Genomic DNA, 23,928 nt, shown 5'->3' on the forward strand with positions numbered 1-23,928 from the left:
TGGAAACTACCAGTCTCCACCAGATCCACCACCAGAGAAACCTCCGCCTCCAAATCCACCTCCGAAACCTCCACCGCCAAACCCACCACCCGATGAACCTCCGCCAAAACCACCTCCACCACTATTTCTACCTAGACTACTCAGAATAATGACATCCAATAAACTAGGTCCTATTCCGCCACCTCTATTGCCGGAATTTCCACCACCACCTTTGTTTCGAGCAATCAGCACTAGTACAATGATGACAATAATAATAATTGGTAAAATCGGAAATCCTTTATCTTTTGTCGTCTTTACACGCTCTCCTTTATACTTTCCTTTAAAAACATCGATCAATGCATCGGTTCCTTTATCAAGCCCATTGTAATAACTTCCGGATTTAAATTCAGGGATAATAATATTTCGGGTAATTTCTCCACCGATACCTGCAGTCAAACGATCTTCAAGACCATATCCTGCGGAGATCCATATTTTTCTTTCGGCTTTAGCCAATAAAATTAGAACGCCGTTGTCATTTTTTGCCGTTCCTCCAATACCCCAAGTTTGTCCCCATTTTGGTGTAAGAATACCAATATCTTCGCCTTTGAGCGTTTCTATAGTAACAATCACAATTTGAGTGGTGGTAGAATCAGAATATTTTATCAGTTTTTCTTCCAGTTGCGCTTTTTCTTTTGCGCTTAAAACATTCGCATAATCATAAATAGAAGTCTGTAAAGTTGGTTTTTCAGGAATGGTAAGTTGCGCAAAGCCAATTTGTGTGAATAACAAACAAAGAAACAGCTTTAGGAAAATTATAGTATTCTTTTTTTGTAATAACATTATCCTCTAGATATTTCGTTTGATAATTCATTTGTGTCGCCTTCCAGAAAAGGGAAATATTTCTGCAATTGCTCTCCGGCTCTGGTAATTCCGTCAATAAGACCTTGTTTGAAATCTCCTTTTTTGAACTCTGCTACCATAATATCTCGGGTACAGTTCCAAAAATCATCTTGAACAACATCATTAATACCTTTGTCACCACAAATTACAAAATGTCTGTCTTCAATAGCTAAGTAAATCAAAACACCATTTTGAAGTTCGGTTTCATCCATTTTTAGTTCATGAAAAACTTCCATGGCACGATCATACGCATCCATGGAAGTTGTTTTTTCTATATGAACTCTAATCTCGCCAGAAGTATTTTTTTCAGCCATACGAATAGCTTCAACAATTTTTTGTTCATCTTCTTTGGTTAAAAAATCCTCTACTTTTGACATTGCTTTTTAGATTAGAATTTTACTTCAACGGGTTTATCTGCACCTTCAACTGCAGTAAAGTATGCTTTCTCTTTAAATCCAAACAATCCCGCAAATAAGCTGTTTGGAAATGTTTTAATATGAGAATTATATGGTTTTACCGCTTCATTAAAACGCGTTCTCGCGGTTAGAATTTGATTTTCTGTACTCGCCAATTCATCCTGTAATTTCAAGAAGTTTTGGTTCGCTTTCAATTCAGGATATGCTTCAACAGTTACTAATAATCTTGATAATGCTGATGAAACGCCACTTTGTGCTTTGTTAAATTCTGCTAATTGTTCCGGAGTAATATTGGCAGGATCAACATTTACTGATGTTGCTTTAGAACGTGCTTCGATAACTGCCGTCAATGTGCTTTTTTCAAAATCGGCAGCACCTTTTACAGTATTTACCAAGTTTCCAATAAGGTCATTTCTTCTTTGATACGCAGTTTGGACATCACCCCAAGATTGTTCAACATTTTGGTTTAACGTTACCGCAGTATTGTTAATTCCTTTCACCCAGCTATAAATTACAAAAATTACAACTGCTCCGATAATCCAAGGCAAAAATCTTCTCATGTTTATTTAATTTAATGTTTAATATTTAGTTTTTATTTTTAATTTGTTTTTTAGAAAAACAATTGATATTTCTAAAGTTCGTTTTTAATATTTGTTAATTGTGTGCGAATGGTTTCTAGTTTCCGAATAATTTCAAACTTATCCAATGTCTTCTTTTGTCCTTCTTTCAAATGGGTTTTGGCACCTTCCAGCGTAAAACCTCTTTCTTTCACTAAATGATAAATCAATTGTAAATTAGTGATGTCTTCCGGAGTAAACATTCGATTGCCTTTAGCATTCTTTTTTGGTTTCAAAATATCAAATTCATTGTCCCAAAAACGAATCAGCGATGCATTCACGTCAAATGCTTTGGCTACTTCGCCAATGCTGTGATATCTTTTGTCTTTAGAAAGTTCAATGTGCATGTTTTTTTATTTTTTTTGTCCAGTTGAATTAGTCACTGAATACTGTTTTTTATCTTCTCACTGAACACTGCCAACCGAATACTGAACACTATTTTTGCATTAGTCTAATGATTGATTCTCTTGGTTCGCCAATTGTGCGATGACGACATACTCTACTGCCGAAATATTTCCGTAATAAAAATTAAGCGGATTTACTACTTTTTTATCCTTATGAACTTCATAATGCAAGTGCGGCCCTTCGGATCTTCCCGTGCTTCCCACATATCCTATAACATCGCCTCGTTTTATGCGTTGTCCCGCTCTCGCTTTGTATTTGCTCAAATGTGCGTACAAAGTTTCGTATCCAAATCCATGCCGAATAACAATATGATTTCCATATCCTGAGGCTGTATTGTCTGCTTTTGCTACAACTCCGTCGCCCGTGGCATAAATGGGAGATCCAGTTTTAGCTGTAAAATCCATGCCTTCATGCATTTTTCGTGCTTTTGTAAAAGGATCCGTTCGGTATCCAAAACCAGAGGCCATTTGTTTTAAATTTTCATTTCGTACTGGCTGAATGGCAGGAATAGCTGACAAAAAATCACTTTTGGCTTCTGCCAATTTTAAAATCGCATCCAGTGATTTGGACTGAATCGACAATTCTTTGCTCAGGACATCGATCCTTTTCGTGGTATTGATAACCAACTGTGAATTGTCGTAACCCTCTAATAATTGATACCTGTTTTTTCCTGAGAATCCCGCTTTCCGAACAGAATCCGGAATAGCGGATTTGTTGAAATACACACGATACAAATTATTATCCCGATCTTCAATATTATCAACAACGTCATTTAGCTGATCCATTTTTTTATTTAAAATGGCATAATTCAATCTCAAATTTTCAATTTCACGCGCCTGCAAACGATCTTTTGGCGTTTCAAAATAAGGAGTATTCAATAAAATTACAAAACTCAAAAAACCAAATAACGCCGATGCCAATAAAAACAGGATAATAACACCAAATTTTCTTCTTTTTTGTGTCTTTATTTTTCTGTAAGCTAGATTTTCGGAATCGTAATAATATTTTACTTTCGACATATTTTAAAATACCCTATTTTTGCACACTGTAAAAGGTTAGACGAACAAATTTAAGAAATGTTTCATTTGTTACACCTTTTTTTTAGGAATAAATAAAATAATGTGCCTGTTCCAGCTATTCGTTGCAAGTTCTCGTTTATACCTCTTTTTTTCTAATGAGCCAGCAGGAGCTTCCTACGGTCGCTCTGCTACCTCAAGAAAAAATAGAGGTATAAATCTCGAAGCTTTTCACTGCTATCTGGGGCAAAAGAAATTAAAAGATTTAATGATTTTAAGATTGAAAATTTCAATTTTAAATAATCTTTAAATTTTTGAATCTTTAAATATTTAAATTAAAAAAATGAAATCACAAGACGTACGTAAACAATTTCTGGATTTTTTCGCATCAAAAGGGCACTTAATCGTTCCATCAGCACCTATAGTTCTAAAGGATGATCCAACCTTGATGTTCAACAATTCAGGAATGGCGCAGTTCAAAGAATATTTTTTGGGCAACGGAACTCCAAAAAGCACCAGAATTGCCGATACGCAAAAATGCCTTCGTGTTTCAGGAAAACATAATGATTTAGAAGATGTAGGTTTTGATACCTATCACCACACCATGTTCGAAATGTTAGGCAACTGGTCTTTTGGTGATTATTTCAAAAAAGAAGCCATCAACTGGGCTTGGGAACTTTTGACAGAAGTTTATAAAATCCCCAAAGAAAATTTATATGTTTCCGTTTTTGAAGGAAATAAAGAAGAAAATGTACCATTTGATCAGGAAGCTTGGGATATTTGGAAGGGACTAATTGACGAAGACCGAATTATTCTTGGAAACAAAAAAGACAATTTCTGGGAAATGGGCGATCAAGGACCTTGCGGACCGTGTTCAGAAATTCATGTTGACATTCGTTCTGCTGAAGAGAAAGCGTTAGTGTCAGGAAAAAGTTTGGTGAACAATGACCATCCGCAAGTAGTGGAAATCTGGAACAATGTGTTTATGGAATTTAACCGTAAAGCAAATGGTACTCTGGAAAAGTTACCTGCAAAACACGTGGATACCGGAATGGGATTTGAGCGTTTGTGTATGGCATTACAAGGAAAAACATCTAATTATGACACTGATGTCTTTACACCACTTATTGAAAAAGTGGAACAAATTACAGGATTAAAATACACACCAAATGATGTCACTCTAAGCGAAGTCGAAGAAAGCGAAGAGCAAAATAAAACCAATATCGCTATTCGTGTAGTGGTCGATCACGTTCGTGCCGTAGCTTTTGCTATTGCCGACGGGCAATTGCCATCCAATACAGGCGCAGGTTATGTAATTCGTAGAATTTTGCGTCGTGCAATTCGTTACGGATTTACGTTCTTGAATACAAAAGAACCTTTTATCAATCAATTGGTAGCCGTTTTGGCCAATCAAATGGGTGAATTTTTCCCGGAAATCAAATCGCAACAACAATTGGTTACGAATGTAATTCGCGAAGAAGAAGCATCGTTCTTAAGAACATTAGATCAAGGATTGCAATTACTTGAAAATGTAGTTGCCGAAACAAAAGGTGCAATAGTTTCTGGAACAAAAGCATTTGAATTGTATGATACTTTTGGATTTCCTATTGACTTGACTGCATTAATTCTGAGAGAAAAAGGATTTGAACTGGACGAAGTTGGTTTTAACGCTTCGATGCAAGAACAAAAAACACGTTCTCGCGCAGCATCAGAAGTTTCAACCGAAGATTGGTCGGTTTTAATACCTGGGAATGTAGAAACATTTGTTGGGTACGATCAATCTGAAAGTGATGTAAAAATCACTCGTATTCGTAAAGTGGACAGTAAAAAAGATGGGGTTTTATACCAAATCGTTTTAGATAACACACCATTCTATCCAGAAGGTGGAGGGCAAGTGGGTGATAAAGGAACTTTGGTTTGCTACGCCAGTTCGCAATTGCTCGGGTCAGCAAATGATACGATCGAAATCATCGACACTAAAAAAGAAAATAACCTGATTTTGCATTTTACAAAACAATTACCGGCCAATGTAAACGCTGGTTTTGTTGCCATAGTAAATCAGGATTTAAGAAGTTTGTCTTCCAGAAATCACTCTGCCACACATTTAGTGCACCAGGCGTTGAGAAGTATTCTTGGAACGCATGTAGAACAAAAAGGTTCTTTAGTAAATCCAAATTACTTGCGTTTTGACTTTTCTCATTTTGCTAAAATGACAGAAACCGAATTGCAACAAGTGGAAGATTTTGTAAACGCTAGAATTCAAGAGCAGTTACCACTTATCGAAAGAAGAAACATTCCTTTTGCGCAAGCAGTTCAAGAAGGAGCGATGGCACTCTTTGGAGAGAAATATGGTGATGAGGTTCGTGCGATTAAATTTGGCGAAAGCATGGAATTATGCGGTGGAATTCACGTAAAAAACACGGCTGAAATCTGGCATTTCAAAATCGTTTCTGAAGGAGCAGTTGCGGCGGGAATTCGTCGTATCGAAGCGATTACAAGTGATGCGGTAAAAGCCCATTTTGCATCGCATGAAAATACATTGAAAGAAGTAAAAGCAGCCTTGAAAAATCCTCAGGATATTTTGAAAGCCGTTCATTCGATGCAAGAAGAAAATGCCAAATTGGCTAAGCAAATTGAGTCTTTGGTAAAAGATAAAGTTGAAAATTTGAAAGCGAGTTTGATTGCTGAAATTCAGGAAATAAACGGTGTTCAATTCTTGGCAAAGCAAGTCGATTTGAATCCAGAAGGAGCCAAAGATTTAGCGTATGAACTAGGGAATTTAGGGAATAACCTGTTTCTTGTTTTGGCTACAGCCGACGAGGAAAAACCAATGTTAACTTGTTATATTTCTAAAGAATTAGTTGCGGAGAAAAACCTAAATGCAGGACAAGTGGTTCGTGAATTGGGTAAATTTATCCAAGGAGGAGGAGGAGGTCAGCCGTTCTTTGCGACAGCAGGAGGGAAGAATGTAGCTGGAATTCAGCAAGCTTTGGAGAAAGCGATTGAGTTTGTAAAATAGAACAAATTTATTTTTAATTATAAATACCCTTTTAGAATTATTTTCTAAAAGGGTATTTTTTTAACTACAATTCCTTGTTTTAGTATCCTTATGCGGCATTAAAATTAGTTTTTAAAAGTAGTAGTTTAACCGAAATGTAGGGATTATAACGATGAACATTGTAGCGGAAATTATATTTGTGTAAACTTGAAATCTTTTGTGCCAAAAATTAAATGGTAGAAGCGATAAGTTTATTATGAAAAATAAAATAGTTCTACTTTGGGTCTTATTGGTTTTTGTATTGACACAATTTTCGTGTTCCAATGATTTGGAAGATAATGTAGAATTATTGAAGAAAGTTGTTGAAACTTCAGAAGAAGGGACTTCAGAAACAACTTTATTCAGTTACAATGGCAATGAAATCGTGAGTATTGAAGGGGCTGAGAAACGTACTGATTTTACTTATACCGATGGTTTGATTATAAAAATGCAAACGCTAAATAAAAAAAATCAGCTTCTGGAAACTATTGAATACAGTTATCTAAAAGGTAAGTTGTCCCTAGTTCAATCTTTAGGTAATTACAGAATCAAGTACATTCGTAATTCCGATAAAACGGTATCTTATGAAAGATTTACGATTATTTCAACGAATCAGCAGGTAAAAGAATTTCACGGAATATTGTATTTTGAAAATGAAAATTTGATCAAAGACGATCGAATATTAGACAATGCTAACGCCGGAGTTATCTCGAATCACAGCGTAAGCTATGATTATGATGTTGAGAAAAATCCCATGATTAATGTTACGGGGTTCAGAGAATTATTAAATCAAAACGAAAAAATTTCGCTAAATAATACTGTAATTAGCACAGTGATTACAACTGTTTCAAAAGATGACCAAATATCGTCATCAGCTATTATGTATAAAAGCTTCTATACTTACGATTTGGAAAATTATCCAAAAGAACGGGTTTCAGAAACTGCAATTTTTGCTAATGGGAATACTGGTTATTTAAAAACACAATATTTCTACTAATGGAAACAGTTATTTTATGTCAACCCTTTCAACGTTTAAAACTTTAAAGGGGTTTTTTATGCCAATGAAAAAAGAACTAAATATCATTTAATTCGCTAAAATTCCTGAAATTTGTAGCAAATAGAAAGTAATGCAATTCAGAACCTTAATTTCCATTTCTAAAAGTAATTGTCCTATAGATTATAATTCTAAAATTATGTCTTTAGGATCTTGTTTTGCGGTAAATATGGCAGAGAAATTCGACTACTTTAAGTTTCAAAATAGCTCTAATCCATTTGGAATTCTGTTTCATCCCTTCGCGATTGATAAGCTCATTGATTTTGCTGTTTCCGGAAAGCAGTTTACAGAGAACGACATTTTCTTTTACAATGAGCGCTGGCATTGTTTTGATGCGCATTCGGATTTGAGTAATTCAAATAAAGAGGATTTATTAACGTCCTTAAATGCACTGATCAAATCAACAAATCAACGCATAGCCGAATCGACACATATTATCATCACGTATGGAACATCGTGGATATATCGAAACATAGAAAGCGATTTTATTGTTGCGAATTGCCATAAAGTGCCACAAAAGCAGTTCAAGAAAGAATTACTTTCTGTTGAAGAAATAGAGGAAAGTATTGCAAATACAGTAAAGTTAATTCATGTTGTAAATCCAGATTGCACCATTATTTTCACGGTTTCGCCGGTACGTCACATCAAAGATGGATTTGTAGAAAATCAGTGGAGCAAAGCTAACTTGGTTTCCGCTATTCACAGTGTTTTAATTACTGAACACTACAAAATTAATACTGATTACTTTCCTTCTTACGAAATCATGATGGATGAACTTCGGGACTACCGTTTTTATGCCGAAGATATGTTGCATCCCAATCAAGTGGCGATCGATTATATTTGGAAACGCTTTAAGGAAACTACGATTTCTGAAACTGCTTATAATGTGATGGATGAAGTGGAAGGTATTCAAAAAAGTCTTTCGCACAAGCCTTTTAATCCGAATTCTGAAAGTCATTTGAAATTTGAGTCTAAAGTCAGAGAAAAAATCACTAAATTGGAGTCAGAATATTTATTTATGAAATTTTAATTATGTTAAGAAGAATACTTATTGCAATAGCAGTTATCGGTGGAATATTTTTATTATTCAAATACTGCGATTTTAAGAAAAACGATGATGAAGACATCAGTTACAATACTAATCTCATTCAACAACAAATTCTAAACGTTGGTAAATTGGTAGTTACCGAGGGTCATTTCTCGGAAGTGATTACCTATAAGAATCAACAGAAATATTTGTTGGATATGCTTTCTTTCGAGAAAAAAGCATTAGTGATTGTTAATGCTGATGTAACCGTTGCGTATGATTTATACAAAATGAAATACGATATTGATGAAAAAAATAAAACAATCACTATTATTAGCATTCCAAAAGAAGAAATAAAAATCAGCCCTGATATTCAGTTTTACAACGTCGAACAAAGTAAATTAAATCCATTTACGGGCGATGATTACAATAAAATCAATAAATCGGTTAAAGCGAATCTGGCTAAGAAAATCGAAAAATCGACCTTGAAGTCAAATGCTCAAAATCGATTGATAAGTGAATTGTCGAAAATATTAATTCTGACCAATACAATGGGCTGGAAATTACAATACGAAGGAAAAGTTATCGAAAGCGAGAAAGATTTTGGACAAAAAATAAAATTGTAATAGTTTTTTCGTCAGGTTGAGCGCACTCGAAACCATTTTTATAGCTGTTTAAGCCTATTAAAAAATCTCGACTGCGCTCGATTTGACAAACCTAAATTGGAAAACTAAGCTTTCTCTTTATCAAAAATCAAATCCAGACCACCTGCAATTAAGTGGGCTACTTCGGACCTCTTTACTTTCAATTGATCGAGATAAACTAATCCTTCCTGTAATAATTGCGGTTCATTTCTATCTTTTAATAGTTCCATGATTTCAATAGTTAATAACCAATCGTTTGGATGATTATCTCGTAATTTTTCAAAAACTGGTGCCAAAGAGGTTTCCTTATCCTTGGTTTCTCTAATATTTCGAATTGTTTGGTATAAAACCTCCAAATCATCACGCTCTGCGGTATGTTTTGCTTTAATGGTTTTACTGCTTGGAACATGCGAAATCATATCAAAACTTATTACATCAGCAGGACCTGAAAAAGCAGAAATCACTTTTTTACCAACAGCCATATCGTAAATTCCCCATTCCGGCTGAAACAAAGTAGTTTCTCCGTGGGTCACGGTACAATTTTTTAAACTGATTAAAATTATTTCACCGTGCAGATTTCTTGATCCTGTGATAATTTCTCCTTTTACGGTAATATCTCCTTCAAATTCAAGTGTTACGGTTTTACTTTCAGTGATAGAATAAGCGCTTAAATCTCTTGGACTCATGTCTTCAATCGCGAGATTTATTCCTTTTAGTTTCCCAATTGGACTTCCAAAACCTTTGGCGTGTTTAGCCGTTCCATGACCTACTAACTCTTTTTCACGGTATGACAACGCTGTTTTTCCTGTAGTTTGTATATAAACAGGTTTTCCTTCTTCTTCAATAACATTGGTAAAAACTCCCGAAATCTGAATTCCAGTACTCAATTCAATTGTTCCTAAAGCATTGGAATGGATCAGCTTATTGATTCCCGATAATCCTCCGGTGCGCAACGCCATTTTATTGGCAAACTCTTCCAAAACCAAGCTTAAATAAGCAAAATCTGGAGTGACGTAAAGTTGTGGTTGCAGTTTTGTTATGTCAAAACTCTGGTTCGCTGCAGACAGGTCGTAAGGAATTTTCTTCACATTATCCGTCATGCACCACGCACTTTCTCCAATGGAAGAAAGTAGTCCAGCCCCATAAATTTTTGGATTGTCGATAGTTCCAATCAAACCATATTCCACGGTCCACCAATGCAGATTTCTTATTTGCGCCATTTCCGATAATTCACCCATGTTATTCTGCAAATCTTCTACCGCTTTTTCGGCAGAATCAATATCGGCTTGCGGGGTGTCTTCGGCCTCTTTCAAGATAGAAAGCAGTCGGATGGCTTCATACATTTGGTAATCTTTGTGAGAAGAAATCGCTTTGCAGCCTATTTCTCCAAAACGACGCAGGTATTCAGCATATTCCGGATTGGCAATAATGGGCGCATGACCAGCGCCTTCGTGAATAATATCCGGAGCAGGCGTGTATTCTATATGTTCTAGTTGACGAATGTCAGAAGCAATTACAAGCACATTATACGCCTGAAATTCCATAAAAGCATTTGGTGGAATAAATCCGTCCACCGCAACCGCTGCCCAACCTATTTCAGTCAAAATACGGTTCATGCCATACATACTCGGAATGTTGTCAATCTCGATTCCCGTTTTTTTCAATCCTTCCAGGTAGGAGCTATGCGCCACTTTTGATAAATAAGCTACATTTTTGCGCATCACATAACGCCAAACCGCTTGATTTATAGGCGTATAATCGCTGTAATCCTGAGGTTTAATGAATTGTTTTAAGTGCTTTGGCAATCTGTCTAATAACGGATTGCTTTCTATGGTTGAGTTCATATCGAAAACATTGTAGTTCTACTGCAAAAGTACAAATTTCAGGAGCTATTTCCCGCTTTTCATTGCAAGTTTTTGCAAACCCGTTTGTTTTTCTAGTGTTCCCGCAGGAGCTTCCTTTGGTCGCTCTGCAGCAACAAGAAAAACCAAAACGGCTTTCGCAAAAAGCTTTCCATTTCACTCGGGGCTAGGGGAGTTAAGGTGTAATATGAGATTAGGTTTGATTTAAGATAATTTCAGTGGCATCCTGTCATTGTGAGCAACGAATCAATCACATTAACACATTACATGAAGAAATTCCACTCAGTTTGTCACACTATCGTTTAGGCTTACAAAAATTTTAGAGCTGTCAGTACAACAATCGAAATTGCTATAAAAATCCAATTTTTTATGGTAGGGTTGTATTTCTGTCTGAATTCTATATTAATTAATGCTAATATGATAGCTATAAAAATAACTGTAATTATCCCTAAAATAAATATAGAAATCAAATCTAAATCATTAGGATTGCTTTGGTTTAATCTATAAGAATTAATTATCAATATAATTGTAAACATAAACCAATTTGTAACGCTCATAACCCATCCTTTCGATAGGTTTTTGATTAAAAGTATTGCTGATGAAATGGCAATAAGTGATACAATTACTAAAGTACATTTTTTCTAAGAGCCATCTGAACAATGCTTTGATGGTCCACTAGTGGGTTTTTCCATAAAAAAGTATAATAGTGATTACAAGTTATGTAAACAAAAAACAATATAAAAAACCCACAGTAAATCTGAATTCCTGATAGAATAAGTTCAAATATTCTCCAACTATGTTTCATTGCGTTTTTTATTTTAAACGGTTTTTATTCTTATTTTTGTTGGCTGGAATGCAATTCTGCGCGAACGGTTGTGCTTATCCGAGCAATCAATTACTTCATCAACTCAAACACCAACACCTGCGTTTTTTGTTTGTCTGAAAAATTATTATCCGAAACGAAAATAATGGATGGAGTACCATTTGACAATTTTGGACCAAAAGTAAGTCCTTCGATATTATCAATAAAAATTCCCAAATCATCCATGTTTAGCATCAGTTTTTTAGAAGCTAATTCCAATTTTTGGTTTTGTAGAGAATTGAAATTTTTAACGTTAGTTGCCTTTTTTAAGTCACACAAAAATACTTTTACCGTGCAGGCTTGTGTACCGGTAGAATAAGAACGTTCCACAACCAATAACTGATTTTTGCCGTAATACTGAATTGCCGAAACGCCATTCACGGCAAAAGCTCCTTTCGGATTAGGTTCACGAGCAATAGGTTCTAGTTGGTAACCATATTGCGCGGTATTCTTTTTTGTTTTGGTATTAAATTGATACAATCGAATCAAACCGCCTTTGCTGGTATTGGCTTGGTTGCCATCTTCAAATAAAGGTTCTTCAATGTTGGTATAGATATTTTTATACTTTTTGTCAAAAGTTATCCCTTCTAAAGTGCCATTATTTCTCGGGCCTTTTTCAAGTTTTTGCATTGCCAAATTTTCTGGTAAGGTTATATTTCCAATATAATCACCTTTTAAATCCATAAAATTTAGGGACGGATTTTGTAAAACTTCTTTATCTGCAGTTATAACTCGAGCGCCTTCGCTACTCCAAACCAAAGTGTTCGTTTTTGGATTGAATCGGATGTCTTCCGGATCTGCTGAAGTATTTGGCGTGGTGTTCCAATTGCCAAAAACTTTTCCGGTCTCATTTTTTAAAGTGCTGACACTTTGGAAATCGATACCTTCTACCTTATTTTCTAGCAAACGAATTTTTACAGTATAAAATCTTGAATCGCTGAACACCGATCGATCATCACTGATCAGATAATACAAATCATTTTTCGCATCATAATCGATTCCGGATAAACCGCCCACTTTTGTATTCTGAAACGTTTCATCAAAAGGAATTTCAACGGAGCTTATTAATTTTAAACGCGGAGTTGGTTTGTTTTCAGCCGTTTGCTTTAAATTGGAACAAGAAAAAAGAAGAGTAGGTAAAACGACAAGTAATAATAAATTGCGCATAAAAGAATGTGTTGCTGTTTGCAAAAAAGAAAGATATTTTGGCTTAAAAAGCCACGGTATAACTATGAATTATTCGTTTGATTTTTCTCAAGATTGCGGAAGTAGTCAATTTTGTAATTAAACATTTCAGCCATATTTTTTGCGCGAAGTTTAGCTTCTTCAGCTAATGGACCAGAAAATAAGCTGTCAGTGGTTTCCGTGAAAATTTCCATCCAACGATCAAAATGTTCTTTAGCAACTGGCAATTGTTTGTGTGGCGGAAATGGGCTTCCGGAATAAGAATGAACTTCGAGTAAAATAGTTTGCCAAAAACGATACATTTTTTCTAAATGTTCTGGCCAGCGGTTACCGATTTTTTCGTTGAATATAGGTCCAATAAATTCGTCTTTTTGAACTTTGGAATAAAAAGTGTCAACCAGTAATTTAATATCTTCGAGCGAAGTAATGTCGGTTTGTAATGTCATGATCGGGTATAAAAAAAGCCTACGCAAAGGTAAGCTTTTATGTTTGAATCTGATGGGAAACTATTTCGCTTTCGGCGGGAATTGCTCTAAAATTTTAGCAACAAATTCGTTGATTTGTTTTTCTTTTTCGTTGCGGTTTTCAGTCAAATAGCCAATCCCTTCGCCTTGCCAAACCAATTCTTTTTTCTTTGCATCAATTAAATCAATATACAATGTTCCTTCCGTTGATGAGGTCACGTAAGTGCTGCGACCTCCCCATAAGTAGGGATTCCAGCCCCAACCCCAACCATAGCCCCAACCGGCGTTGTATTGGTTTACGTCTATTCTTTCTCTCTCTTTTGTAAGTATATTAATCAGCAAATCTGGATTTTCACTTTTGGTCATTCCTTTTCTGCTTAATTCGGTGTCTATGGCATTGAGTATTCTTTTCTTGTCCAGTTCTGAAATTTCAACTCTATCGATGCCTTTTTTATGAAAAGCATACGTTTTGTATTGAGTAAAATCCACATTATTATCATAATCGGAGTATACTTTTACGGAAGTGCATGATGCAATTACGAAAAGTAGAAGTACGGGAAGGAGTTTAATTGCTTTCATGGTTTAAATATTTGATTACTAAATGTTTATTAAAGATACGTTCAAATTCTTAAAAATCCAACAAATTGTCGGCTACTCTATTAGGGATGGTCACTTTCAACAAAGGTTGTGTATCCATCGCTCTTTTAATTGCAAATAATGCACCTTCATTTCGCGCCCAGCTTCTTCGGGAAATTCCGTTGTTAACATCCCAGAAAAGCATTGATGCTAAACGTCTTGACGCTTCTTTTGAGCCATCAAGAACCATACCAAATCCGCCGTTAATTACCTCTCCCCAGCCCACGCCTCCGCCATTGTGAATGGAGACCCAAGTGGCGCCACGGAAGCTGTCGCCAATGACATTCTGTATCGCCATGTCAGCTGTAAATTTTGAACCGTCATTGATATTTGAAGTTTCTCTGTATGGAGAATCGGTGCCAGAAACATCGTGGTGATCTCGACCTAAAATTATGGTTCCTATTTCACCTTTAGCAATGGCCTGATTAAATGCTTCCGCAATATTTACACGTCCTTCAGCATCAGCATAAAGGATTCGGGCTTGCGAACCTACAACTAATTTGTTTTCCTGCGCGCCTTTTATCCAATGAATATTATCCTGCATTTGTTGCTGAATTTCTTCGGGAGCCGTTGTTGCCATTTCTTCCAAAACCTGGCAAGCAATGACATCTGTTTTGGCTAAATCTTCTGGTTTTCCCGAGGCGCAAACCCATCGGAAAGGACCAAAACCGTAATCAAAACACATGGGTCCCATGATATCCTGAACATAACTTGGATATCTGAAATCGATATGATTCTCTGCCATGACATCAGCACCGGCGCGGGAAGCTTCCAGTAAGAAAGCATTTCCATAATCAAAGAAATACGTTCCTTTGGCAGTGTGTTTATTGATAGCAGCACTGTGTCTTCGTAATGTTTCCTGTACTTTTATTTTGAATAAATCAGGATCAGTAGCCATCATTTCATTAGCTTCTTCAAAGGAAACGTCAGCAGGATAATAGCCGCCGGCCCAAGGATTATGAAGCGAAGTTTGGTCGGAACCTAAATCGATATGAATATTTTCCTGGTCAAATTTTTCCCAAACATCAACTACATTTCCAAGGTACCCGATGGAGACAATTTCTTTATTGGCTTTCGCCAAAGTGACTCTTTTTACCAAAGCATCAATATTTTCAATGACTTCATTGATCCATCCTTGACTGTGGCGAATGTGCGTTATTTTGGGATTTACTTCGGCACAAACGGTGATGCAACCGGCAATATTTCCAGCTTTAGGTTGTGCGCCAGACATTCCGCCCAAACCAGAAGTGACAAATAAGCCGCCCTTTGGACTGCGTTTTATTTTACGAAAACCATTCAAAACCGTAATAGTTGTTCCGTGTACAATTCCTTGCGGGCCAATATACATGTAACTTCCGGCAGTCATTTGCCCATATTGAGAAACGCCTAAAGCATTCATTTTTTCCCAGTCGTCCGGTTTCGAATAATTAGGGATTACCATTCCGTTTGTCACAACAACTCGCGGAGCTTCTTTATGCGAAGGAAATAATCCCATTGGATGCCCGGAATACATCGTCAATGTTTGCTCATCGGTCATTTCTGATAAGTATTGCATCGTCAATAAATACTGTGCCCAGTTTTGAAAAACCGCTCCATTGCCGCCATAGGTTATCAATTCATGCGGATGTTGTGCAACTGCGTAATCTAAATTATTTTGAATCATCAACATAATCGCTTTGGCCTGTTCGCTTTTTCCAGGATATTCATCAATTGGGCGCACACGCATTTCATAATCAGGACGAAAGCGATACATGTATATACGGCCGTATGTTTCCAGTTCTTGTCGAAATTCTTTTATTAGTTCAGGATGATGTTCAGGTTCGAAATAGCGCAAAGCATTTCGCAAGGCCAGTTTTTTTTCTTCTGTCGAAAGGATTTCTTTACGCTTTGGTGCGTGATTGATTTTTGTTTCGTATGTCCTTGGTTTAGGTAAATCCGATGGAATTCCTTGTTGTATTTGTTCTTGAAAAGTCATTTTATGGATGTATTTTGTGTTGCTGTAAATGTGTTTTATTCACTCAATGAAACTCAACACTTCGACTGAACACCGCTTACTTTTTATTGGTTCCTGTATTTTTATCAAAACCATACGGACAATGGCGACAGCCGCTTTTACAGCAATACCCTCTTTTTAAATGGTGTTTTTCTGTAAAGCATTTGTAGCCTTCGGGTGTAAAATAGAAATCTTCACCTTCAATTAATTTATTTGCATTTTTCTCGTCAATCATGTTATGGGATATTCTTTTGTGAAAATTATTTTCAATATTTCATTTTATACGATTCACTCAAACTATTGAGCTATTCCTTAAAACAGAATTATCTTAGCGAAACAAATTTAGAAATTTTATAAGGGAAGTTAGAATGAATCCCTTTCTATTTTTTTGAACGAATAAAATCAATGAATTGCCAGGAATTTTTTTAACTTTTTTTTCAAAAAAAAACCACTCGGTTAGGAGTGGTTTTTACAGGATTCTTGTTAATTAGTATATTATTTTTTTGGAAACTACAGTGTCATTATCTAAAGTGATTTTCACAATTAAACCGGCTGTTGTTTTGTTTAAATGGCTTAATGTATATTTTTTAGCATTTACTTTTTTATAACCATCTATTTTTCTTCCCAACAAATCGTATACGACAATATTTTTTATCAGCTGGTTTGAAGACTGAACGGTAACGTTTTGATTTACTACCACAATTACGCCATCAGACTTGGATAAATTAAAGCTATCCGTTCCTAATGTTTTGTCGGTGAAACGAAGGTAGAAACGATCGTTAAAAGTTCCTTTTGGAAGTTCCACTTCGTACAAGGTATCTTTTATGTTATGATAGGTTTCATCTGATTTATCATAAATGAAAACCTTTTGATTTTCATCAAAATTTTCTAAGCCATCTAAAACAAAAGAGATTTTTCCTATTGAGTCAGATCGTACACCAATAGGGTAGGAACTTGTTTCATCAAAATACCCTTCGCCTTCTATAATTAACTCTTTTTCTGAATTAACCAGATACATGTCGTTAGCAACATCGTCTATATTCTCGGCGTCATATCCTTCATTTATTTCTCCATTTGCTTTCTCATTCATAAAGGCAACAACTACTTGTCTGTGAAAAATTTCATTGTAATTGTTAAATCCTAAACGAACTCTTTTATACGTGTCTTTTGCTACTGGGTCATTACTATTATCGGTCCAATGGTCTAATCCTTTTGGTTTTGTTGGAATTTTGTACATTATTTGGGATTCTGTACTATTTTCCGTAATAAATGCTCTTTGGCTATTTTTGAAAGTGACTGTTCCTCCCGTTGCATTTCCAATAACAAAGAATCCCTGTCCAACAGGTATGTATTGATTTGGGGATGGGCGGGTGGAAACACCAGAGGGATTAATAAAATCTACTCCTACAGAACTTGGTGCAACACCGGTGGCTGCATTTCTAACACCATAGCCGCCTTGATATCCACCTAAATTATGTGTGTTATTTCCGGGGTAATGTTCCCAAAAATACAAAGCACCATCAGTAGCGGTTGGCGTTGTGGTGTCTATAGAACCACTATTATCTGCTATAAAAGCAGTAGCATCTAATGCTGAAGGGTAAGGGTTACCTACAAGTAATAGTTGATTTGCGGACACGGTATTGGCAATAGTACCATTATTTGGTTTGCCTTCAAAGGTAAGGTTTTGTGTTCCTGTAGTTCCAGACCCTTTCAAAGTAAATCCTTTGCCTGTTTGAATCATACCATTTTCTCCTATCTGAGTCCAGTTAGCATAATCTACTGCATTCAGGTTACTATCGAATTTATAGATCCAGTAACCGGCTAAATTAATTGGCGGTCCGGGTGATCCATTGTACCCTGGTATCCAGTTAATAGCTTTTGGGACTGAAGGATCAGTTCCGTCTCTTAAGACCCCAGCTACAGTAAAGATATTATTATTCAATGTGTTGTTTTTGGTTCCCACTGGAGAACCCCAATAATTATAATTGAATGTATTGGCTTGTCCTTGTTGGTCTCTTTCTAATGAACCCATACTTGTAGGATCTAAATCACTGCCTTCAGTTTGTACCAATTGAGATCTTCCTGCTAAATCTATTTTTCCATCTAATTTCAAGTAATGGGAAACTTCAATTTTAGTTCCCTCAGTTTGTAAACCACCATTGGTCGTTGCTATCAAATTTGCGTTTGCATCAACAAATAAGCCTAAAACCTTCTTATTACCAACCGAAGTTACTTTTGTGTTTGGATTTTTGACTTTTACAATATTCCAGTCAATTGTTACTGGAAGAGCAGGCAAAGCAGGGACTGCAGGATCTTCAATCGAAATACTATATGGTAAATCTTGAACGGTGCTGTTTATCCAGGTTCCTACAGTTTCCCAGTTTCCGGTAATAGCTTCTGATTCGTATGGTAAAGGAGCTGTTTGTCTATCCACAGTCGTTAGATTTCTTAGTGCAGCGGTATAATTACTATTTGACATATCTTTTGCATTAGTATAAGTGTAGGTTGACATAGGATAATAGGCTTTTAGACTTGTCCAAGCTATAATTCCTATATCATTTTGAGAGATGCCAGTAGGTATAATTGTTCCTTTTGTTTTAGATATGTCTTGTGAAATTTCCTGATTTATTACATAACGGAATTGAGCATCAGTGAGGGCGATATCCCAAACACGTACTTCATCAATAGAGCCATCAAAGAGAGCAGTAGGAGCTACTCCGTCAGCGGCAGCTAAAAGAAAAGATTGTGTTGTAGCAGTAGGAGCTCCTGCAAGAGTAGTGCTTACTTTGTTTACACCATCGATATAAATTTTAGCTGTGGTACCATTAAAAGTTACTCCTACATGATGCCACTTTCCTCTTGGAATGATAGCATTGGAGGTAATTGTTTTTTTAGTTGTACCAACATACCAGCTCATTTCTGCTCTTCCAGTTGAATTTATGCTTAAATCATAACCTTCTGAAAAAGAGCTATTTCTTTTTGAAAGAATGGTTTTGTTGAAATTGTCAGTATTTTTATTTATCCATGCCGAAACGGTAAATGAAGTGTTTAAGTTTAATACTTTTCCTGCATCTAAAAAGTCATTGGTCCCATCAAATTTGATACACCGCGTTAAAGTTTTCTCCGGAGCGTAACCAAAAGTGATGTATTTTACCCCAATAAAATCATAGGTGGTTTCCAATTCCAATCCATTAGCTGACATAATACGGTATTCTGCGGTAGGGTCAAAAGACGTTGTACTTGATACAAACATCAAGTAATCTCCGGGAGGTGTAATAGTTGCTGTAAGCATTGTTGCAGGAATAGATACTTTAGCCGTACCAACATTGCCACCAGTTCCTACCACTTTCCATGTTCTTCCCACCGAAATAAAACTTACATCACTGTTTAAAGTAGAAGGGGTTGTTATGCCAGAACTAATATTGACAATTACAGCGGGTTGTGCTGACAAAGTGCCGTGATTATTTCCCCAAACCAAGAATTTTTTATCAGTATCGAAGGTGTTAATGTTAAGATTATTGGTAGTATAGAGATTTGTCAAACCAATTGTTATGTCGTCTGGAGAATTTACGCTTTTAGATTGTTTTTGATTTAATTGGGAATTATCATCTCTGCCTATTCCTGCAACATCATAATTATATCCAACGTTTGTGGTTGTATTCCATATTATATTCCCTCCAGCGTCTATATAGTTGACGTCGTTCAACGCTGTTGGATCGGTACTTTCAGTTGTATGCATAGTTACCCCATATTTTAAACCTAAATAACTTTGAATTTTTTGTTGATTTAATTCGCTATTTGGTACGCTGTAAGAAACAATTTCTGAAAGTCTGCCGTTTAGGTTAGAATTTGTTCTTCCGCTAATACCACTACGTCCTGTTCCAATATAAAAAGGAAGGTTTTTGTATTCATAAAAATTCAATAAAGTTTTGTCACCAATACTTCCAGTTCTACCTGTTGTATTGTCTAATTTAATTCCATTTTTATAAATTTCGGTAGCGGTACCTGTCGCATTAGTTTTTACATTAATGATTAATGGTTCGTTATACGTAGTTGTTGATGATACAAATGCCCTTCCGTAGGAATCAACACCAGGGGTTGGTGCAGTATCGTTTGGATTATATGAGCCGATATTGTGTGCAATTACTTCATTAGTATAGCGTGAAGTTGTACTTCCAAGTCCCAAACCTGTCGGATCTTCGTGAAAACCTTCATCAGTACCTTTACCACCTAAAGGGATTTCTCTTGTGTTGATACCGGTGCTGGCGCCAACAACATCATCGGAATAAATTACAACAAAATAATCTTGAGAATACAATCCTCCCTTTCCTTTCATATACTCCATGGTATTTAAATCGAAATCTACAACCGGGTTGAAGTTAATATTCCTTGCAGCATTGTCACGATAAGTAGGAGCATCTGTAGTTAAGGCTTTTGCACTTTCTTTATTTATTAAATCGGCTCTTGTTGTGTCATAAGCTTGATCGTCCCAAGCGGTAAGTGCAGCGCCATCCGATACAGTAATTCCAGCATTAGTTTTGAACCAAAGACTTAAATTTTGATTTATTTTCGCAGGCGCAATTGGAGATACAGTAAGTGCAGCACTAGCATCACCTTCAATAGATAAATTATCAAAGGCTACGCCGTTATCTGTGGTCGAAGCATTGGATTTGAACTGTATTTTAAATTTAACATTTAATTTGTTTTTAAATGTCGTATCATCCAATGGAGTTGTAGCTCTTATAAATCGATTTGCCGGTTGAAAGGTAAGTGGTTTTGTAGTATCAATATTATTATTACTCCAACCATTTGATCCTAAAGAGCTTACTGTTGTCGTGTTGTACCAATTGACACTGTTGGTTCCTCCCATTGTTCCCAAAGGTTGATAGGTAGCACCATTTATTGAATATAAGATACGCATACCGTCATTATTTAATTCAGTATCATATCGAATGTCTATATTAAATAATAAATTTTGATATCCAGTAAAATTATATGCGGGGCTTTCAATTTCTAAAACTGCATTATTTGCATAATTTGCAAAAGAATTAATTCTCCAAAAAGAATTTTCTCCCATCTCCGCATCTCCGGCTCCCGTCGAGGTGAACGTATTAGGATAGGAAGATGTCCGTAGCCAAGATCCGTTAGTTGAAGTAGTATTTGTCCAACCTCCATCAGAAGAATCAAAATCTTCATAAAAAAGGGTGTAATCTTGTTTTTTAAGGACACTGTAAGTTACTCCAATATCTGCCGAACTATTGCCACAGGAGTTTGTTATTGACCAACGAAATACATAGATTCCATACGATGATACTGTTGCAGTAGATGCTCCCGAGGTGGTAGCGCTAAAAGTAACTGTCCCCGGTCCGGAAACCTTAGTCCATGATCCAGTTCCCGCACCAGGTGAATTTCCTCCTAATGAGGTAGAGAGAAACGAGGTGTAAATATTTTGTAAGCTACCCACTGAAGCTGTAACTCCTGCGTTTACAACTTGTGTTTTTGAAGCTACAACAGTACCACAAGCTCCGCCTGAAGTGGTTAGTGTTAATGTAACTGTACCAGTGTATGCTGGTGGAGGTGACCACTTGGTGGTAGTAGGTGTTGTTCCTGAATTATTTGTAAATGTTCCACCAACACCACCATCTGTCCAGATTGCAGCTGTTGCACTGCCTCCAAAAGACCCACCTAATGCTGCAGTGGTAGCCCCTTGGCATATAGCTGAAAGAGCAGAACCCCCACTGATAATTGGTGTATTAACTATTTGAATTTTTGTTGCCGTTGTTGTTCCGCAAGCACCGCCTGAAGTTGTTAGTGTTAATGTGGCTGTCCCCGAATATACTGCTTCTGGTGTCCATGTGGTTGTGTTAGGAGTTGCGCCCGTGTTGTTGGTAAACGTTCCTGCAGCTGTGCCTGATGACCAAACGCCAGCAGTAGCAGAGCCTCCATAGGAACCTCCTAAGGCTACTGTGGTACTTCCTTTACAGATGTCTGCAAGAGCGGTGCCAGCATCGGCAGTTGGCCCTGAGTTAACTGTAAAAGTAGCTGCACTAATAGCTGTTCCTCCACTAGTTGTAATACTAACGGTACCAGTTTTTCCTGTCCCAATTACAGCTACTATTTGCGTCCCGGAATTTGAGGTTATAGAACTTACTGCAGTGCCTCCAATTTTTACATTGGCAGCAGTTGCTCCCGTTAAATTTGTACCATTAATGGTTATTGAAGTATTTGGACAACCATTTGTAGCGCTTAAGCTAGTTATGGTCGGAGGTGGTGTTACTGGAGCTGGAGTATATGTTAAAGAAACCTCATCTATGGCGCCAGCTGGATTACTGCCTGTGGCATTGTTATTATTCCAGCAAAAAACTAACCTTTGTGTTGTTCCAGCAACAGAGTTTGCTATAGTAATGGGCGCAGAAGCTGCAAAGGATGTGGGATCAGAGGCATTATATTTTACCAGACCTATTCTCCCTGCAGTTAAAAGTGTTCCTGCAACTATTGGTGTAGAATTCGAAACAAGAAAAACCCTAATAAAATCAAATTCATCGGCACCAGTACCATTTTCTCCAACGCAACGCCATTTAAAGTTTAAATTGATGTTAGTTGCTCCAGGAGGAATCGTTAAATCTTTATAAATATAGTTTATTTGTATAACAGTGGCATTGTATTCATTAGTACTACCTCCGTTTACATTTCTGTCAATATAAGCCCCATAAATCCCATTTGTTTTGACAGCTGTTCCGTTGTACCATTTGTTGTTACCGCCGTTAACTACAGTCCAACCATTAGATGCAAAAGTAGCTCCAGTTTCAAAACCACCGTCACCTGTTGGCGATATTAAAACAGTTTGAGCATTTATATTAGGACCAGATAAAAAAACAAATAAAATAATCAGAGGTAGCATCCAATAGATATAAGGAGTTTTGCACTCTTTTTCTTTTACGGAAGAAAAAAAAGAAATTGATTTTGTCTTTTTTGCTTTTAAAAATCCTAAAAAATTAATAAATAGGAAAACTAAAGTCAGGAATGTTTTTTTTGAAAAAAGTATAGTTCTGTTCATATTTGGTGAAAAAGTATTATTTAACGTTACTGTAATCTTAAAATTGATGTCCGCTACATTGTAATTACCACTTGAGGTATTATGATGATTTTAATGGTCGTGTCAATCGTACTTTGGAGGTATTATTAAACTGTTCAGATATAAAATATTCTTTTGTACTTTACTCTTTTTTTGTCAATAAAAACCATCTATTGCCGATTAAACTCATAAAAAGTCATTTTTTATACAAATTTTTTTAAAAAAATGGAGTTATGCGCAGTGTATTATGTTCATTGTAAAGGTGCTATTTGCAGCAGAAAGTCTAAATATTTAACCGTTTTTTGAAATAATAAATACTCGCTCCCAACTCTAGTTAACTCCAATTCTATTGTGTGCTATGTTAGTTTCAGCGAATCTACCAACGATTTTTTTTTAATAAATAGTTTTTTGTTTACTTCGTTACAATATTTATTAATTATGACACTAAGAAAACCATAAAACAGAGAAAAGCTTTTTAGTATTAATTATTTTCACTAAGAAGTTATCATTTTAGACTGTTTGATGCTGCCTTCTTTTTTTTAAGGTGTAAAAAGCAAAAAGAACTCCCGCGACTGCCAAAAATATTATTTTTCCATTGATAGGTGCTGCTGGAGCATCATTTCCTTCTAATGTACCATCAACATTATCATCACCTGGAGGAATTGCAAACAAAAGGAAATTGGAGAAGGAACAGAAAAGAGATAAATACAGTTTTAGTGCTTTATTTTTCATTTTTTTAATAGAGTAATTTGTTTT

Annotated in this window: 17 protein-coding genes; 4 read left to right on the plus strand and 13 right to left on the minus strand. The window is 36.2% G+C overall.

Annotation, left to right across the window (positions count from 1 at the left end; all coding sequences use genetic code 11):
* Positions 1 to 6: 6 nt before the first annotated feature.
* The 5 genes from ACP7AV_RS05145 to ACP7AV_RS05165 all read right to left on the minus strand — a co-directional run bounded on the left by ACP7AV_RS05145 (position 7) and on the right by ACP7AV_RS05165 (position 3,336).
* Entirely contained in the window at positions 7 to 819 is an 813-nt protein-coding gene (locus ACP7AV_RS05145) for a TPM domain-containing protein (protein WP_426091023.1), read from the minus strand.
* A complete protein-coding gene (locus ACP7AV_RS05150) occupies positions 819 to 1,256 on the minus strand; it encodes a TPM domain-containing protein (protein WP_426091024.1) in 438 nt (145 codons plus the stop codon). Before ACP7AV_RS05150 ends, ACP7AV_RS05145 begins: the two co-directional genes overlap by 1 nt.
* Before the next feature lie 11 nt (positions 1,257 to 1,267).
* A complete protein-coding gene (locus tag ACP7AV_RS05155; RefSeq protein ID WP_426064123.1) occupies positions 1,268 to 1,855 on the minus strand; it encodes a LemA family protein in 588 nt (195 codons plus the stop codon).
* Between the two features lie 71 nt (positions 1,856 to 1,926).
* Positions 1,927 to 2,259 (minus strand): MerR family transcriptional regulator, encoded by a 333-nt coding sequence (locus tag ACP7AV_RS05160; RefSeq protein ID WP_091202441.1) that lies wholly within the window; start codon positions 2,257 to 2,259, stop codon positions 1,927 to 1,929.
* 99 nt (positions 2,260 to 2,358) lie between these two features.
* On the minus strand, positions 2,359 to 3,336 hold the full coding sequence (locus ACP7AV_RS05165; RefSeq protein ID WP_426064122.1) for a M23 family metallopeptidase: 978 nt from the start codon (positions 3,334 to 3,336) through the stop codon (positions 2,359 to 2,361).
* Between the two features lie 340 nt (positions 3,337 to 3,676).
* Here ACP7AV_RS05165 and alaS point away from each other — a divergent pair, with 340 nt between their 5' ends.
* From alaS to ACP7AV_RS05185, 4 genes are all read left to right on the plus strand, one after another.
* Positions 3,677 to 6,352, plus strand: a complete 2,676-nt coding sequence (alaS, locus tag ACP7AV_RS05170) for an alanine--tRNA ligase (RefSeq protein ID WP_426091025.1) — start codon at positions 3,677 to 3,679, stop codon at positions 6,350 to 6,352.
* A 235-nt stretch (positions 6,353 to 6,587) separates the two neighbouring features.
* The gene (locus ACP7AV_RS05175; protein WP_426091026.1) at positions 6,588 to 7,367 is read left to right on the plus strand and encodes a hypothetical protein; all 780 of its coding nucleotides are present in this window, start codon (positions 6,588 to 6,590) and stop codon (positions 7,365 to 7,367) included.
* Between the two features lie 130 nt (positions 7,368 to 7,497).
* Positions 7,498 to 8,454 (plus strand): GSCFA domain-containing protein, encoded by a 957-nt coding sequence (locus tag ACP7AV_RS05180; protein WP_426091027.1) that lies wholly within the window; start codon positions 7,498 to 7,500, stop codon positions 8,452 to 8,454.
* 2 nt (positions 8,455 to 8,456) lie between these two features.
* Positions 8,457 to 9,077, plus strand: coding sequence for a DUF4230 domain-containing protein (locus tag ACP7AV_RS05185; protein WP_426091028.1), 621 nt, complete (start codon positions 8,457 to 8,459; stop codon positions 9,075 to 9,077).
* A 104-nt stretch (positions 9,078 to 9,181) separates the two neighbouring features.
* On the opposite strand, the gene ACP7AV_RS05190 is transcribed toward ACP7AV_RS05185, so the two are convergent.
* From ACP7AV_RS05190 to ACP7AV_RS05225, 8 genes are all read right to left on the minus strand, one after another.
* Positions 9,182 to 10,939 carry an aromatic amino acid hydroxylase gene (locus tag ACP7AV_RS05190; protein ID WP_426091029.1) on the minus strand — a complete coding sequence of 586 codons (1,758 nt, stop codon included), beginning with the start codon at positions 10,937 to 10,939 and terminating at the stop codon, positions 9,182 to 9,184.
* A 913-nt stretch (positions 10,940 to 11,852) separates the two neighbouring features.
* Positions 11,853 to 12,986: an esterase-like activity of phytase family protein gene (locus ACP7AV_RS05195; protein WP_426091030.1), complete on the minus strand. Its 1,134-nt coding sequence runs from the start codon at positions 12,984 to 12,986 to the stop codon at positions 11,853 to 11,855.
* A 62-nt stretch (positions 12,987 to 13,048) separates the two neighbouring features.
* Positions 13,049 to 13,450 carry a group III truncated hemoglobin gene (locus ACP7AV_RS05200; protein WP_426091031.1) on the minus strand — a complete coding sequence of 134 codons (402 nt, stop codon included), beginning with the start codon at positions 13,448 to 13,450 and terminating at the stop codon, positions 13,049 to 13,051.
* Positions 13,451 to 13,510: 60 nt separating this feature from the next.
* On the minus strand, positions 13,511 to 14,047 hold the full coding sequence (locus ACP7AV_RS05205; RefSeq protein ID WP_426091032.1) for a DUF4136 domain-containing protein: 537 nt from the start codon (positions 14,045 to 14,047) through the stop codon (positions 13,511 to 13,513).
* 49 nt (positions 14,048 to 14,096) lie between these two features.
* The gene (locus ACP7AV_RS05210) at positions 14,097 to 16,079 is read right to left on the minus strand and encodes a urocanate hydratase (protein ID WP_426091033.1); all 1,983 of its coding nucleotides are present in this window, start codon (positions 16,077 to 16,079) and stop codon (positions 14,097 to 14,099) included.
* A 76-nt stretch (positions 16,080 to 16,155) separates the two neighbouring features.
* Positions 16,156 to 16,332 (minus strand): DUF5522 domain-containing protein, encoded by a 177-nt coding sequence (locus tag ACP7AV_RS05215; RefSeq protein WP_426091034.1) that lies wholly within the window; start codon positions 16,330 to 16,332, stop codon positions 16,156 to 16,158.
* Between the two features lie 252 nt (positions 16,333 to 16,584).
* Positions 16,585 to 23,154 (minus strand): LamG-like jellyroll fold domain-containing protein, encoded by a 6,570-nt coding sequence (locus ACP7AV_RS05220; RefSeq protein WP_426091035.1) that lies wholly within the window; start codon positions 23,152 to 23,154, stop codon positions 16,585 to 16,587.
* Between the two features lie 528 nt (positions 23,155 to 23,682).
* A complete protein-coding gene (locus tag ACP7AV_RS05225) occupies positions 23,683 to 23,904 on the minus strand; it encodes a hypothetical protein (RefSeq protein ID WP_426091036.1) in 222 nt (73 codons plus the stop codon).
* Positions 23,905 to 23,928: the final 24 nt, after the last annotated feature.

The organism is Flavobacterium sp. DSR3-2 (assembly GCF_049896525.1).
Taxonomy (GTDB): Bacteria; Bacteroidota; Bacteroidia; order Flavobacteriales; family Flavobacteriaceae; genus Flavobacterium.